Source organism: Prosthecobacter fluviatilis (assembly GCF_042655725.1).
GTDB classification, from domain to species: Bacteria; Verrucomicrobiota; Verrucomicrobiia; order Verrucomicrobiales; family Verrucomicrobiaceae; genus Prosthecobacter; species Prosthecobacter fluviatilis.
Map to the genome: position 1 here is coordinate 210,781 of NZ_JBHSMQ010000004.1, position 12,344 is coordinate 223,124.

Sequence of the window (12,344 nt, forward strand, 5' to 3'; positions counted from 1 at the left end):
CCTTTAACTCATTTTACCGTCATGGCGCTGAAAACATTCAAGCCTACCACGCCCACCAATCGCTACAAAGAGTGGAACTCCTTCGAGGAGATCACCAAGCATTCCCCGGAGAAAAGCCTCACCGTGGCTCTCCGTAAATCCGGTGGCCGTAACAACACTGGCCGTATCACCTGCCGTCATATCGGCGGTGGTCACGACAAGCGTTACCGTCTCATCGATTTCAAACGCTCCCGCCGTGATGAAGCTGCCAAGGTGGTCGGCATCGAGTACGATCCCAACCGTTCTGCCCGCATCGCGCTTGTCGAGTACAAAGACGGCCAGCGTGCTTACATCCTTGCTCCAAACGCCCTCGCAGTGGGCGCCTTGGTCATGGCTGGTGAAAAGGCTGCTCCTGAAGTCGGAAACGCGCTTCCTCTGAGCAAGATCCCTCTCGGAACTTCGATCCACAACATCGAACTCTCGCCTGGAAAAGGTGGCGTCGTCGCACGTGCCGCCGGTCAGGCTGCAGTGCTCTCCAACCGTGAAGGTGACTTCGCCCTGGTGCGCATGCCATCCGGAGAAATCCGCAAGATCCTTGCCGTTTGCTACGCAACGATCGGTCAGGTTGGCAATGTGGAACACATGAACGTCGTCAGCGCCAAGGCTGGCCGCACACGCTGGCAGGGCACACGCCCAACCGTCCGTGGTATGTGTATGAACCCGATTGACCATCCGAACGGTGGTGGTGAAGGTCGTTCCAAGTCCGGTGGTGGTCGTCAGCATCTGCTGAGCCCTTGGGGTCACGCCAAAGGTGAGAAGACCCGCAACAAGAAGAAGGCTACGAACAAGCTCATCATCCAGAGCCGTCACGCCAAGAAGTAATCCATTCCTCATTCCAGCAATCACATGGCACGCTCACTCAAAAAAGGCCCGTTCGTTCAGCAAGCTCTCCTCGACAAGGTGGACAAGCTCAACGATGCCAAGCAGAAACGCCCCATCAAGACCTGGGCCCGTTCCTCCATGGTCACTCCTGACCTTGTCGGTCACACCTTCCTTGTTCACAACGGCAAAGACTTCGTCTCTGTCTATGTGACGGAAAACATGGTGGGGCATCGGTTGGGCGAGTTTGCCCTGACCCGTATGTTCAAGTCTCACGGTGCCGTCACCGTCAAGGCTGCCAAGTAATTCCTGAGCCCCTGGCACCGACATGTCACTCCGCGCTTCCATCACTTTCACCACGCTCTCGCTGCTTGTTGCAGCGGGTGTGGCCGGAGTGCGCGCGGATGACAGGCTCGAAAACCAGGAGCTTCACATCTCGCTTCAAGTTGCCGCTGCCAAGATCCAGGCACAGGATGCTCAGCTTCTTGCCGCCAAGGACAAGAATGACGCTCTTGCGCAGAGTGCAGCGGCTGCCAACGCCGAATCCAACGAGCTCAAAGACCGCTACGAGAAGCTGCGTGGTCTTCTCGAAGGACTGGGAGTTGGGGCGCTTGAAAACAACAAAGACCAAACACAGGAGCGCCTGCTCGCCGCACTCAGCGACTTGCGCATCATGAAAGAGCAGCGGGACGAACTTTCCAACGCTCTGATTGAACTGGCTGAATCTGGAATGGGGCTGATGAAAAGCGCACAGAGCGCTGATCCAGCCGCCGCTGACCGACTTAACAAGGCCATCACCGCCGCTGATGCCGCCCTTGTCAAAGCTGGTGGTGGACAGAGCGGTCAGGCCGTGGGTGATCTGCAAAACGCGCGTGTTGTGAGCCTGAAGACAGAACTTGGCATTGCCGTTCTCTCCATTGGTGCCAAGGACGGCGTGAAGCCAGGAATGCCTTTTGAAATTTACCGCGAAGACAAGCCCATCGCCAAAGTCCTCGTCACCGAAGTCCGCAACTCAGTTTGTGGCGCTGTGGTCCAAGAACTGGCCACTGCCAATGATCCCGTCCGTGTCGGTGACCGGGGTCGCGTCGATCTCAACAAATCTCTCTAACGAAGTCAAGAACCCCCCCTCGCTTTATGTCCGTCCGCTCCGTCCTCAAATACGCCAGGATCTCCTCGCAGAAAGCCCGCCAGGTCACACGTGCCATCACCGGCATGCCAGTTTCCCAGGCGCTGAGCGTTCTCGACTTCACTCCAAAGAAAGCCGCCTTCCTTGTTGGCAAAACCCTTCGTTCGGCGATTGCCAATGCGGAGAACAACCATGAGCAGGATGCCTCCGAGTTCATCGTTCAGTCCGCAGTTGCCACACCGGGACCTGCACTGAGCCGCATCATGCCACGCGCCCGCGGTTCTGCAGCTCCGATCAAGAAGCGCATGACCCACATCACCGTCATCATCGGCGCGCCGAAGGCTGAAGAAGCCAAGGCCGAAGGTGAAAAGAAGGCCCCGAAATCCGCCCGCCGCAACGCTCCTGCCGTCAAGAAGGCAGCCAAGGCCAAGAAAGCTTCTGAATAACCGCAACGCCACCCAACCGCACCTCTTCACTTTATGGGACAGAAAGTAAATCCGATCGGCTTCCGCCTTGCAGTCACCAAAGACTGGCGCTCCAAGTGGTACGCACCTGAAAAAGAATACGCAGACTCGCTCCACAGCGATCTTGCCATCCGTGCTTACCTCAAGGAAAAGCTCATGCAGGCCGCCATCTCCAAGATCGTCATCGAGCGCGCTTGGAACCAGGTGCGTGTGACCCTTCACACGGCCCGCCCAGGTCTCGTCATTGGCCGCAAAGGTCAGGAAATCGACGTGATGAGCCAGAAGGTCTCCGAAATGTGCGGTGGCAAACAGGTCAAGATCGACATCTTCGAAATCAAGCAGCCAGAACTCGACGCCCAACTCGTCGCAGAAGCTGTGGCCGTTCAGCTTGAGCGCCGTATTTCCTTCCGCCGCGCCATGAAGCGCTCCGTGCAGACCGCCATGGACATGGGTGCTGACGGCATCCGTCTCCGCTGCGCCGGCCGTCTCGGTGGTGCTGACATTGCCCGCGCCGAGTGGTACCGCCAGGGCAAGGTGCCCCTTCAGACGCTTCGTATCCCGATCGACTACGGCTTTGCTGAAGCCCGCACCGTTTATGGCATCATCGGCGTGAAGTGCTGGATGAACCGTGGTAATGCTCCTGAAGGCGTGTCCCGCCCTTCCGGCGAGCGTCGCCCGCGCCGCGATGACCGTGGTGATCGCCGTCCAGGCGCTCCTGGTCCCCGTGGTGGTGACCGCCGCGGACCTCAAGGTGGTGGTGGCTATGGTGCCCCAGCTCCTGCACCCGCTCCAGCCCAGGCTTAATTGCCCAACTTTTCTGAACTAACCCCTTTTTACCGGACCTAGACGTATGGCCCTTCTTCCAAGCAGAGTAAAATATCGCAAATCGCAGCGCGGCAACCGTGGTGGCAACGCCACCAGCGGCAACAAGCTGGACTTTGGTGACTTCGGTCTCCAGACTCTTGAGCGTGGCTGGATCAAAAACATCCACATTGAAGCCTGCCGTGTTGCCATCACCCGCTTTTTGAAGCGTAAAGGAAAGGTCTTCTGCCGCATTTTCCCGCACAAGCCCGTCACGCAGCGTCCGCCTGAAGTTCGAATGGGTAAGGGTAAAGGCTCCCCGGAATTCTGGGTTGCTGTGGTCCTTCCAGGGCACATGCTGTTTGAAATTTCCGGTGTCAACGAGGCCACCGCCCGTGAAGCCTGCCGTCTCGCCGCCACGAAGCTGGGCCTGCGCTGCCGCTTCGTCAGCCGTGAAAGCCTGCACAAATAAACTACGCGAACTGAATTATGAAGATCAAAGAACTCCGTGAATCGACTGTGGAAGAACTTTCCGCACGCCGTCGCGAACTGAAGCAGGAAGCGCTGAATCTGCGCGTGCAGCAGAGCGCAGGTGGCGGTCAGCTCGAAAACCCCGCCCGTCTGACCCACATCCGTCGCGAGATCGCCCGGATCGAAACCATCATCACCGAACGCGCCCGCGCTGCGGCCGCCAAGAAGGCCGCCTGATCCGGTCATCAACCCACTGAAGCAATTTTAACATCATGAGCGAGACCACCGCAGCAGCCCCTGCAGCCACCGAAAAAACACCCGTGCGCAAAACGCGCGTCGGCGTCGTGGTGTCCGACAAAATGACGAAGACCATCGTCGTCAAAGTCGAACGCCGCGTTCCGCACCCAATCTTCAAGAAGATCGTGCGCAAAACCTCCAAGTTCTATGCCCACGACGAAAATGGTCTGGCCAAAGAAGGTGACAAGGTGCTCATCGCCGAAACCCGCCCGCTGTCCAAGCTGAAGCGCTGGGAACTGATCGAAGTGCAGAAGCACTAATTCGCAATTTGAACCCTTAAACCAGACCAGGAGAAACAGCTTATGTTGCAAATGGAGTCCTCAATCCCGGTGGCTGACAACACCGGTGCCCGACTGGCGACGATGATCGGCGTGCTCGGCAAGAAAAACACCCGCTTCGCTTATGTCGGCGACATCATCACCGCGCACGTGCGTGAGTCCACGCCGACAGCGGCTGTGAAAAAGGGTGAAGTCGTCCGTGCCGTGATCGTGCGCACTTCGCATCCGATCCGCCGTGTTGACGGCTCGATCCTGCGTTTTGACCGCAACGCCATGGTCATCATCGACAAAGACAACAACCCGCGCGGCACCCGTATCTTTGGCCCTGTGGCCCGTGAGCTGCGCGACAAAAACTTCATGAAGATCGTTTCCCTCGCACCTGAAGTGCTGTAATCCCCATGAGCCGTACCAAGACCCACGTTAAAAAAGGCGACAATGTCGTCGTCATTTCCGGAGCCGCCAAAGGTGCCCAGGGAGTTGTCCTGGAAGTGCAGCCAGGCAAAGGCCGGGTGCTCGTCGAAGGCGTGCGCATGATCAAGAAAGCGATCAAGCCCACCCAGCAGAACCAGTCAGGCGGCTTCCAAGACAAGGAAGGCCCCATTCATATCTCGAATGTCAAGCGCGTTGATGCGCCTGTGAAAGAGAAGAAAAAGAAAGTTGCGAAGAAGAAGGTCAAGGCCTAAATCAACGCCCCCCATTTGCCTCCCCCCTCGCCGTCGTCGCTCCGCACGGGGCGATCACCGAGGGAAAGGCGGCACAGCCCAAACTGAATCATGGAACACATCCTACAGACCCTCTACAAAGAAAAGCGTACCCAGCTGAAAGATCAGCTTGGTCTTGCAAACATCCATCAGGTACCACAGCTCAAGAAGATTGTGGTGAACTGCGCCATCGGCAGCCAGTCCGAGCGCAAGCAGGCGATCGAAGACGCCGTGAACGAAGTGACTCTGATCACCGGCCAGAAGCCTGTCATCACCAAGAGTAAAAAAGCCATCGCCAACTTCAAGCTGCGCGAAGGTGAAAATGTCGGCGTCAAAGTCACTCTCCGTGGCAGCAAGATGTACGACTTCATGATGCGTCTCGTGCGCACCGCAATTCCCCGCATCCGTGACTTCCGCGGTGTTGCCCCCCGTGCCTTTGACGGCCGCGGCAATTACACGCTCGGTGTTGCTGAGCAGTCGATCTTCCCTGAAATCGAGCTCGACAAGATCAAGCGCCCCCTTGGCTTTGACATCACTTTCGTGACCAGCACGAACAACGATGACCATGCGCGTGAAATGCTGCGCACCCTTGGCATGCCGTTCCGCACACGCACTGCCCAGCCTAAAAAGGAAGATGGCACTGAAGCCGCCGCATAACCCCAACACCCGGACACCCTCAGCGTCATGACCGACCCGATTTCAGACTTTCTCACCCGCATCCGCAACGCCTGCGCCGCACAGCAGGAGCAGGTGCTCATTCCTTTCTCCAAGATGAAGGCAGAACTTTGCCGCATCCTTCAGGAAGAAGGCTACATTTGGAGCTATGAAGTGGACACCAGCGCCGCTCATCCCCGTCTCAAACTCAAGCTCAAGTACCAGGACAAGACTGCCGTCATTCGCAAGATTGACCGTGTCAGCAAGCCTGGTCTGCGCAAGTACGTCGGCAGCACCGAGATCCCTCGTGTGCTCGGTGGACTGGGCATTTCCATTCTTTCCACACCCCGCGGCATCATGACCGGCGCCAAGGCCCGCAAGGCCAAAGTGGGTGGTGAACTCCTCGCCACCGTCTGGTAAACCCCCAACCCGTCACAACCATTATGTCACGCGTAGGCAAACAAATCATTTCTATTCCAGACAAGGTCACCATCAAGATTGGTGATGACCGTTCGGTGCAGGTCAAGGGCCCCAAGGGAGAACTTGGCTGGACCCTTCCCCTCGGTGTTAAAGTCAATTCGGACGACAAGACGATCAACGTCACCCGCGAATCCGAAGACCGCAAGGTGCGTGCCCTTCATGGCACCACTCAGCGCCTTATCTCCAACATGCTGATTGGAGTCAGCCAGGGCTACACCCGCAACCTTGAGATTCACGGCGTCGGTTTCCGCGCTGCTGTCAAGGGCACCAACATCGACCTTCAGCTTGGGCAGTCCCATGACCGTCTTCATCCGATCCCGAAAGGGGTGAAGGTGACCGTCACTGAAAACACCAAGATCGCCATCGAAGGCATTGACAAACAGGTTGTCGGCCAGCTTGCCGCTGACATTCGTGCCTACTACCCGCCGGAGCCTTACAAGGCCAAGGGCGTGCGTTATGTGGGTGAACACATCCGCCGTAAAGCCGGCAAATCTGTCAAATAATCTCCGGAGATACTCAACATGGCTCTTACCAATCGCAAAGAAATTCGCGCTCGCATTCACAAGCGCATCCGCCGCAAGCTCAGCGGCACAGCCGAGCGTCCCCGCCTCGCCGTTTACTTTTCGAACACGAACGTTTACGCCCAGGTCATCGACGACGTGGCAGGGAAGACGATCGTTTCTGCTTCCACCAAGGAAAAAGGTTATGGCGCTGGCAAGGCCAACGTCGAGAACGCCACGAAAATTGGCAGTCTCCTCGCTGAGCGCGCCATGGCAAAAAACATTACCGAAGTGGTCTTCGACCGTGCCGGTTTCATCTATCATGGCAAGGTGAAAGCCCTTGCTGATGCCGCCCGCGAAAAGGGTCTGAAATTCTAAAACCGCCTCACGTAAACTTATGGCCGAAGAAACAGTAGTTATCGATCCCCCAGCCGCCGCCGTCGCGGAGGCTCCAGCAGCTCCGACTCCCTCCTACGGTGGTTTCCGTGGTCGTGATGATCGTGCGCCGCGTGAGACGGATGGCGTCGAAAAAGTCGTTCACATCAACCGATGCGCCAAGGTGGTCAAAGGTGGTCGTCGCTTCAGCTTCAGCGCACTCGTCGTTTCCGGCGATGCCAAGGGCAAAGTGGGCTGCGGTTTTGGCAAGGCCAACGAAGTCTCTGACGCGATCAAGAAGGCGACGGAAGCTTCCCGCAAGAACATGCTTTCCATCTGCCTGAAGGACAGCACCATCCCACATGAAGTGGTTGGTTCCCATGGCGGCGGACACATTCTCCTCAAACCTGCCACAGCGGGTACAGGCATCATCGCAGGTGGTGGTGCCCGTGCAGTGCTCGAAGCTGCAGGTGTGAAGGACGTGATCGGCAAATCTCTTGGTTCCAGCAACCATGCCAACGTTGTTCGCGCGACGCTCGCCGCACTTACGGCCCTCCGCCCTGCTGATGAGATCCTCCGCGCACGCGGCAAGGAAATCAAAGAGCGCAAGGCACTCTGATCGAATTCCCCCTTTTTCCATTTAATTTTTCATGCAACTCCAAGACGTCAAACCCCGCCCCGGTGCCAAAAAGCGCCGCAAGCGCATTGGCTGTGGCGAAAGCTCAGGCCACGGTAAAACTTCCGGTAAAGGCAACAAGGGCCAGATGGCCCGTGCAGGTCGCGGCATCCGCCCCGGCTTTGAAGGCGGTCAGATGCCAATGCATCGCCGTTTGCCGAAGAAAGGTTTCAACAACAGTCTCTTCCAGGACGCCATCGAAGTCGTGAACGTCGGTGAACTGAATGAAGCCTTCGACGATGGTGCTGTCATCAATGAAGCTGCTCTCCGCGAAGCGGGGCTTGTCAGCCGCAATTGCGACATCATCAAAATTCTCGGCACTGGTGATCTTTCCCGTAAACTCACCATCGAGGGCGCGAAAGTCAGCGCTACGGCCCGTGAAAAGATTGAGAAAGCCGGCGGCTCCATCGCTGCCTGATTTTTCTGACCCAACCAACCTCTTTGATGGGCCGGTCTCCGCGCAGCGAATGCTGTCAGGAAGCAGGCCCATCTTCGCTTAGAGTCTTTCTCTCATGATCTCTGCTTTCGCCAACAGCTTCAAAGTTCCCGAACTGCGCTCACGCATCCTTTTCACTCTGGCGATGATTGTCATCGTCCGTATCGGCACGTCCATCACGCTTCCGGGTGTTGACGCGACTGTGCTGAATGCCTGGATTGAAAACAAGGCGGGAGACAATGCCTCGGGCGCCTCTCAAGTCGCCGCGCTTCTGAATATTTTCAGCGGCGGCGGGCTGCAAAACTGCGCTATTTTTGCTCTTGGCATCATGCCTTACATCAGTGCCAGCATCATGCTGCAGCTGCTGACGGCGGTGTGGCCTCCTCTGAGCAAGCTTGCCCGTGAAGAAGGCGGGCGTCAGAAGATCACGCAGTACACCCGTATTGCCACCATTGTTCTCTGCGTGTTTCAGGCGACTCTGCTTGCGCAGTCTCTGCACGACCCTGCGCAGAACTATCTGATGGCCGGCCTGCAGGATGCCATCGACAAACTTGGCGGACGTCCTCTGGTTCCCAACTACGGAGCTGGATTTGTTTTCACAAGTGTCATCACCATCACCGCCGGCACCATGCTCATGATGTGGCTTGGCGAGCAGATCACTGACCGCGGCATTGGCAACGGTGTCTCGATTCTGATTTGCGTGAACATCGTTTCAGATCTTCCAGGTGCCCTGATTCAGGTCTGGCAGACTTTCGTGGGCAGCATCAAGGCCAGCCCCGCCAGCGCCTTCACACTGGTACTCCTCATGGGCTTTATGATTCTTGTGATCGCTGGTGTCATTGCCCTGACCCAGGCGACGCGCCGAATCGCGATCACCTACGCCAAACGCGTTGTGGGCCGCAAGGTTTACGGTGGACAGACGCAATACCTGCCGCTGAAGATCAATTATTCCGGTGTCATGCCGATCATCTTCGCCCAGGCGATCCTTCTGTTCCCCTCCACCATTCTTGCCTCACTCTTCAAAGATGTGAACTGGATCCAGCGCATGGCGCTGTTTATCAGCAGCGGCTGGGTCTACTATGTCGCTTCCTCCCTGCTGATTTTCTTCTTCAGCTATTTCTGGGTGGCCACGATGTTCCAGCCGACGCAGATTTCTGAAGACCTCAAGAAGAGCGGCGGCTACGTCCCAGGCATCCGCCCGGGCAAGCCCACAGCCGATTTCCTTGATTTCACCATGAGCCGTCTCACCTTTGCCGGTGCGATCTTCCTTACCGGGCTCTATGTGATGCCAGGCATTGTCAGCAGCTCGATGAAAATCTCCAGCTCGGCTGCCCAGTTCTTCGGAGGTACGAGCCTTCTGATTCTTGTGGGCGTTGTCCTCGACGTGATGCGCCAGGTGGAAACACACCTGCTGCAAAGCCACTATGATGGTTTCCTGAAGAAGGGCCGCATCCGTGGCCGTGTGGATCGCATCCAGCAGGGTGCCCGTGCTGTTGACTCCACCACTGTCGTCTGGCTGTGGGTCGCTCTTGCCATCATGGTCTTGATTGGCGTTGTGTATAAACTCGCTCTCAAGTGAGCCTCATCCAGCGCGTCATGGCTTTTGTAAAATCGGGGAACATCCCCATCCGTCACGGCGCGCAGCAGCAGGGCATTCGCCGTGCCTGCCAGGTGGCTCGCGATGTGCTCATCAAAACCTCTGCACAAGTGCATGCAGGGGTGACGACTGCCGAGGTGGATCGTTTCGCAGCCGCCGAGATCAAGGCTTGTGGAGCCACCAGCGCCTTTTTGGGTTATCGTCAGTTTCCAGGAACGATCTGCATTTCCATCAACGAGGAAGTTGTTCATGGCATCGGCGGACCTCGCGTCATTCAGGATGGAGACATCGTGAAAATCGATGTGGGGGTTTATTACGACGGCTGGGTTGGAGATAACGCTCTGACTGTTCCTGTGGGCAATGTGGCCAAGGAAACGCTGCATCTTCTTGCAGCGACGGAAGAGTCTTTGCTCAATGCCGTGAAGTTTGCGCGAGACGGGTGGATGCTCGGAGATCTGTGCCACAGTGTTGAGCACCATGTGACGCAGTATGGTTACACCGTGGTGCGTGAGTTTGTCGGCCATGGTGTCGGCAGAAAGCTGCACGAAGAGCCTCAGGTGCCAAACTATGGCAAGAAAGGTGATCGGCCACGGCTCAAAGCGGGAATGACCCTTGCCATTGAGCCCATGATCAACATGGGAACGGGAAAGACGCGCATCCTCGAGGATAAATGGACTGTGGTGACGACGGATCGCAAGCCCTCAGCGCATTTTGAGCATGTGGTGCTCATCACGCCTGACGAGCCTGAGATTTTGACAGCGCGTGGGCGGATGTTCCCGAAGGGGGTCAACGACCTCACTCCACGACCGGTTTCTGAACTCGGCAAGTGAGCCTAGGTGGCGGATTTTTGTTAAGTGCTTTCTTCTGCACACAGCCTGCCTGTGATTTTTTCCGGTGCTTGAAGCTTGTGGTGTGACTGGCGAATGAAACTTTGACCGGTGACAGGTGCTGGAGTGACATTTCAAACGTAAGGCTGCTGGTTGGCGTTCCCATCAGCACATCGTCACTTTTGCCAAGGCGATGCATTCGCTGCCATTGATTGCACGTTAGTCGGCGATTTTGAGCAAGGCTGGCAGCGTGTTCTTCAGAGCTGAGAACTGCAGGGGGATTTGAATGGTGCAAGGTGGGGATTACCAATGAATCATGCTTGGCGCTACATTGACTAGGCTGACGGCTTGTCGTGCACAGCTACAGTCGAGTCATGGACAGAAGCTGATCTTTTTTTAATTATGCTTTCCTGCTGCTGGACTGCTACTTCACGCATGTCAGATTCGTAGCTTTGCATGCGCCGAGTCGGAACTTTGCATTCAGAATTCGGTTACATCTGCCATGCCAAGACACTTGAAATGAACGAATCCACCCCTCCCATCAATCCGTCGTCAGCCAAAGGACGCGCCGGATGTTTCATCATCATCTTTCTAGCCCTTGCTGGCGGCGGCTGGCTGTGGATGCACCGGCCCGAGCCTGCGGCGGCTGGTGCTCCCGGGGGCAGGGGAATGCGCGGCGGCACGGCGGCTGTGACCGTGGGTGAGGTCAAGCAGGAGAATTTCGATGAGTGGGTCAGCCTCGCGGGCACCGTGACACCGCTGTATGTCGTGACCGTGCGCAGCCGTGTGGACGGCCAGCTCGACAAGGTACACTTCGTTGAAGGACAGATGGTCAAGGCTGGCGATTTGCTGGCGGAGATCGACCCGCGCCCCTTCCAGGTGGCGCTGGACCAGGCCCAGGGGCAGCTCGAGCGCGATGAGGCCCTGCTGGCTAATGCCAATAAGGACATGGACCGCTACACCATGCTGCTGAAGCAGGACTCCATCGCCCGCCAGCAGGTGGACACGCAGGCCTCGCTGGTGCGCCAGTATGATGCTGCGCTGACCTCCGACCGCGCCGCAGTCGCCAGTGCGGCCCTGCAACTCAGCTACACCAAAGTCACTGCACCGCTCACTGGTCGCGTGGGACTGCGCCAGGTGGACCCTGGCAACATGATACGCTCCACTGACGCCAACGGCCTCGTCATCATCACGCAGATGGATCCCATCGGGCTTGTCTGCAATATCCCGCAGGAGCGAGTGGACGCCGTGCGCAGGCGTCTGGCCTCGGGTGACAAGGTGCAGGTCGAAGCCGTGGACAAGGAGATGAACAAGCTTCTTGGTCGCGGCCACCTTCTCACTACCGACAACCAGATTGATCTCACCTCCGGCACACTCAAGCTCAAGGCGCAATTTCCCAATGCGGACGGCCTGCTTTTCCCCAATCAGTTTGTGATTGCGCGCTTGCTTGTGAACACGATTCCCAATGCCACCGTAGCACCGGCCAACTGCATCCAGCGCGGCTCCAAGGGAGCGTATGTCTATGTGCTGCAGGAGGCGGACAGCACCGTCAGCATGCATGTCGTCACCACTGGCCCCACACAGGGGGACCGTGTGCTCATCACCGAAGGACTGAAGCCCGGAGACAAAGTCATCACCCAGGGGGTGGACCGTCTGCGCGAGGGAGCCAAGGTTGAGGTCATCATCCCTGGCAAGCCGCCCGCGGGCAGGCTGGCCAAAGGCGGAGACCAGGACAAAGGAAAAGGGCAGGGGAAAGGCGACAAAGCCGCCATGCTCCCCTGATGAAGGCCACTGCTTGAGCCC

The 12,344-nt window shown here is 57.4% G+C and carries 19 protein-coding genes; all 19 read left to right on the forward strand.

The annotated features are described in order from the left end of the window. Nucleotides 1-21 precede the first annotated feature (21 nt). The 19 genes from rplB to ACFQDI_RS12390 all read left to right on the forward strand — a co-directional run bounded on the left by rplB (nucleotide 22) and on the right by ACFQDI_RS12390 (nucleotide 12,323). Nucleotides 22-861, forward strand: a complete 840-nt coding sequence (rplB, locus tag ACFQDI_RS12300; protein WP_377166925.1) for a 50S ribosomal protein L2 — start codon at nucleotides 22-24, stop codon at nucleotides 859-861. A gap of 24 nt (nucleotides 862-885) precedes the next feature. Then, nucleotides 886-1,164 (forward strand): 30S ribosomal protein S19, encoded by a 279-nt coding sequence (rpsS, locus tag ACFQDI_RS12305; protein ID WP_377166927.1) that lies wholly within the window; start codon nucleotides 886-888, stop codon nucleotides 1,162-1,164. Nucleotides 1,165-1,186: 22 nt separating this feature from the next. Continuing rightward, a complete protein-coding gene (locus ACFQDI_RS12310) occupies nucleotides 1,187-1,966 on the forward strand; it encodes a hypothetical protein (RefSeq protein ID WP_377166929.1) in 780 nt (259 codons plus the stop codon). A gap of 26 nt (nucleotides 1,967-1,992) precedes the next feature. Beyond that, nucleotides 1,993-2,430 carry a 50S ribosomal protein L22 gene (gene rplV / locus ACFQDI_RS12315; protein ID WP_377166931.1) on the forward strand — a complete coding sequence of 146 codons (438 nt, stop codon included), beginning with the start codon at nucleotides 1,993-1,995 and terminating at the stop codon, nucleotides 2,428-2,430. A 33-nt stretch (nucleotides 2,431-2,463) separates the two neighbouring features. After that, complete coding sequence (gene rpsC, locus ACFQDI_RS12320) at nucleotides 2,464-3,252, forward strand: 30S ribosomal protein S3 (RefSeq protein WP_377166933.1); 789 nt, start codon at nucleotides 2,464-2,466, stop codon at nucleotides 3,250-3,252. A 46-nt stretch (nucleotides 3,253-3,298) separates the two neighbouring features. Beyond that, nucleotides 3,299-3,721, forward strand: a complete 423-nt coding sequence (gene rplP / locus ACFQDI_RS12325; protein WP_377166935.1) for a 50S ribosomal protein L16 — start codon at nucleotides 3,299-3,301, stop codon at nucleotides 3,719-3,721. 17 nt (nucleotides 3,722-3,738) lie between these two features. Next, on the forward strand, nucleotides 3,739-3,957 hold the full coding sequence (gene rpmC, locus ACFQDI_RS12330) for a 50S ribosomal protein L29 (RefSeq protein WP_377166937.1): 219 nt from the start codon (nucleotides 3,739-3,741) through the stop codon (nucleotides 3,955-3,957). A gap of 35 nt (nucleotides 3,958-3,992) precedes the next feature. Then, complete coding sequence (gene rpsQ, locus ACFQDI_RS12335) at nucleotides 3,993-4,277, forward strand: 30S ribosomal protein S17 (RefSeq protein ID WP_377166939.1); 285 nt, start codon at nucleotides 3,993-3,995, stop codon at nucleotides 4,275-4,277. Nucleotides 4,278-4,319: 42 nt separating this feature from the next. Next, the gene (rplN, locus tag ACFQDI_RS12340; RefSeq protein WP_294398988.1) at nucleotides 4,320-4,688 is read left to right on the forward strand and encodes a 50S ribosomal protein L14; all 369 of its coding nucleotides are present in this window, start codon (nucleotides 4,320-4,322) and stop codon (nucleotides 4,686-4,688) included. Between the two features lie 5 nt (nucleotides 4,689-4,693). Further along, a complete protein-coding gene (rplX, locus tag ACFQDI_RS12345; protein ID WP_377166941.1) occupies nucleotides 4,694-4,978 on the forward strand; it encodes a 50S ribosomal protein L24 in 285 nt (94 codons plus the stop codon). Between the two features lie 90 nt (nucleotides 4,979-5,068). Further along, entirely contained in the window at nucleotides 5,069-5,653 is a 585-nt protein-coding gene (gene rplE, locus ACFQDI_RS12350; protein ID WP_377166943.1) for a 50S ribosomal protein L5, read from the forward strand. A gap of 27 nt (nucleotides 5,654-5,680) precedes the next feature. Beyond that, nucleotides 5,681-6,070 carry a 30S ribosomal protein S8 gene (rpsH, locus tag ACFQDI_RS12355; protein ID WP_377166945.1) on the forward strand — a complete coding sequence of 130 codons (390 nt, stop codon included), beginning with the start codon at nucleotides 5,681-5,683 and terminating at the stop codon, nucleotides 6,068-6,070. A gap of 23 nt (nucleotides 6,071-6,093) precedes the next feature. Then, entirely contained in the window at nucleotides 6,094-6,633 is a 540-nt protein-coding gene (gene rplF / locus ACFQDI_RS12360) for a 50S ribosomal protein L6 (protein WP_377166947.1), read from the forward strand. A gap of 18 nt (nucleotides 6,634-6,651) precedes the next feature. After that, the gene (gene rplR / locus ACFQDI_RS12365; RefSeq protein ID WP_377166949.1) at nucleotides 6,652-7,008 is read left to right on the forward strand and encodes a 50S ribosomal protein L18; all 357 of its coding nucleotides are present in this window, start codon (nucleotides 6,652-6,654) and stop codon (nucleotides 7,006-7,008) included. Between the two features lie 19 nt (nucleotides 7,009-7,027). Continuing rightward, nucleotides 7,028-7,624, forward strand: a complete 597-nt coding sequence (rpsE, locus tag ACFQDI_RS12370; RefSeq protein ID WP_377166951.1) for a 30S ribosomal protein S5 — start codon at nucleotides 7,028-7,030, stop codon at nucleotides 7,622-7,624. Nucleotides 7,625-7,655: 31 nt separating this feature from the next. Then, nucleotides 7,656-8,099: a 50S ribosomal protein L15 gene (gene rplO / locus ACFQDI_RS12375; RefSeq protein WP_377166953.1), complete on the forward strand. Its 444-nt coding sequence runs from the start codon at nucleotides 7,656-7,658 to the stop codon at nucleotides 8,097-8,099. A 94-nt stretch (nucleotides 8,100-8,193) separates the two neighbouring features. Next, nucleotides 8,194-9,696 carry a preprotein translocase subunit SecY gene (gene secY / locus ACFQDI_RS12380; protein WP_377166955.1) on the forward strand — a complete coding sequence of 501 codons (1,503 nt, stop codon included), beginning with the start codon at nucleotides 8,194-8,196 and terminating at the stop codon, nucleotides 9,694-9,696. Between the two features lie 17 nt (nucleotides 9,697-9,713). Next, entirely contained in the window at nucleotides 9,714-10,544 is an 831-nt protein-coding gene (map, locus tag ACFQDI_RS12385; protein ID WP_377166957.1) for a type I methionyl aminopeptidase, read from the forward strand. Nucleotides 10,545-11,060: 516 nt separating this feature from the next. After that, nucleotides 11,061-12,323: an MdtA/MuxA family multidrug efflux RND transporter periplasmic adaptor subunit gene (locus tag ACFQDI_RS12390; protein ID WP_377166959.1), complete on the forward strand. Its 1,263-nt coding sequence runs from the start codon at nucleotides 11,061-11,063 to the stop codon at nucleotides 12,321-12,323. The last annotated feature ends 21 nt before the right edge of the window (nucleotides 12,324-12,344 follow it).

What these genes read in the sequence shown, in the direction of transcription:
- rplB (WP_377166925.1), top strand. Translation starts at nt 22, where the DNA reads ATGGCGCTGAAAACATTCAAGCCTACCACGCCCACCAATCGCTACAAA.
- rpsS (WP_377166927.1), top strand. Translation starts at nt 886, where the DNA reads ATGGCACGCTCACTCAAAAAAGGCCCGTTCGTTCAGCAAGCTCTCCTC.
- ACFQDI_RS12310 (WP_377166929.1), top strand. Translation starts at nt 1,187, where the DNA reads ATGTCACTCCGCGCTTCCATCACTTTCACCACGCTCTCGCTGCTTGTT.
- rplV (WP_377166931.1), top strand. Translation starts at nt 1,993, where the DNA reads ATGTCCGTCCGCTCCGTCCTCAAATACGCCAGGATCTCCTCGCAGAAA.
- rpsC (WP_377166933.1), top strand. Translation starts at nt 2,464, where the DNA reads ATGGGACAGAAAGTAAATCCGATCGGCTTCCGCCTTGCAGTCACCAAA.
- rplP (WP_377166935.1), top strand. Translation starts at nt 3,299, where the DNA reads ATGGCCCTTCTTCCAAGCAGAGTAAAATATCGCAAATCGCAGCGCGGC.
- rpmC (WP_377166937.1), top strand. Translation starts at nt 3,739, where the DNA reads ATGAAGATCAAAGAACTCCGTGAATCGACTGTGGAAGAACTTTCCGCA.
- rpsQ (WP_377166939.1), top strand. Translation starts at nt 3,993, where the DNA reads ATGAGCGAGACCACCGCAGCAGCCCCTGCAGCCACCGAAAAAACACCC.
- rplN (WP_294398988.1), top strand. Translation starts at nt 4,320, where the DNA reads ATGTTGCAAATGGAGTCCTCAATCCCGGTGGCTGACAACACCGGTGCC.
- rplX (WP_377166941.1), top strand. Translation starts at nt 4,694, where the DNA reads ATGAGCCGTACCAAGACCCACGTTAAAAAAGGCGACAATGTCGTCGTC.
- rplE (WP_377166943.1), top strand. Translation starts at nt 5,069, where the DNA reads ATGGAACACATCCTACAGACCCTCTACAAAGAAAAGCGTACCCAGCTG.
- rpsH (WP_377166945.1), top strand. Translation starts at nt 5,681, where the DNA reads ATGACCGACCCGATTTCAGACTTTCTCACCCGCATCCGCAACGCCTGC.
- rplF (WP_377166947.1), top strand. Translation starts at nt 6,094, where the DNA reads ATGTCACGCGTAGGCAAACAAATCATTTCTATTCCAGACAAGGTCACC.
- rplR (WP_377166949.1), top strand. Translation starts at nt 6,652, where the DNA reads ATGGCTCTTACCAATCGCAAAGAAATTCGCGCTCGCATTCACAAGCGC.
- rpsE (WP_377166951.1), top strand. Translation starts at nt 7,028, where the DNA reads ATGGCCGAAGAAACAGTAGTTATCGATCCCCCAGCCGCCGCCGTCGCG.
- rplO (WP_377166953.1), top strand. Translation starts at nt 7,656, where the DNA reads ATGCAACTCCAAGACGTCAAACCCCGCCCCGGTGCCAAAAAGCGCCGC.
- secY (WP_377166955.1), top strand. Translation starts at nt 8,194, where the DNA reads ATGATCTCTGCTTTCGCCAACAGCTTCAAAGTTCCCGAACTGCGCTCA.
- map (WP_377166957.1), top strand. Translation starts at nt 9,714, where the DNA reads ATGGCTTTTGTAAAATCGGGGAACATCCCCATCCGTCACGGCGCGCAG.
- ACFQDI_RS12390 (WP_377166959.1), top strand. Translation starts at nt 11,061, where the DNA reads ATGAACGAATCCACCCCTCCCATCAATCCGTCGTCAGCCAAAGGACGC.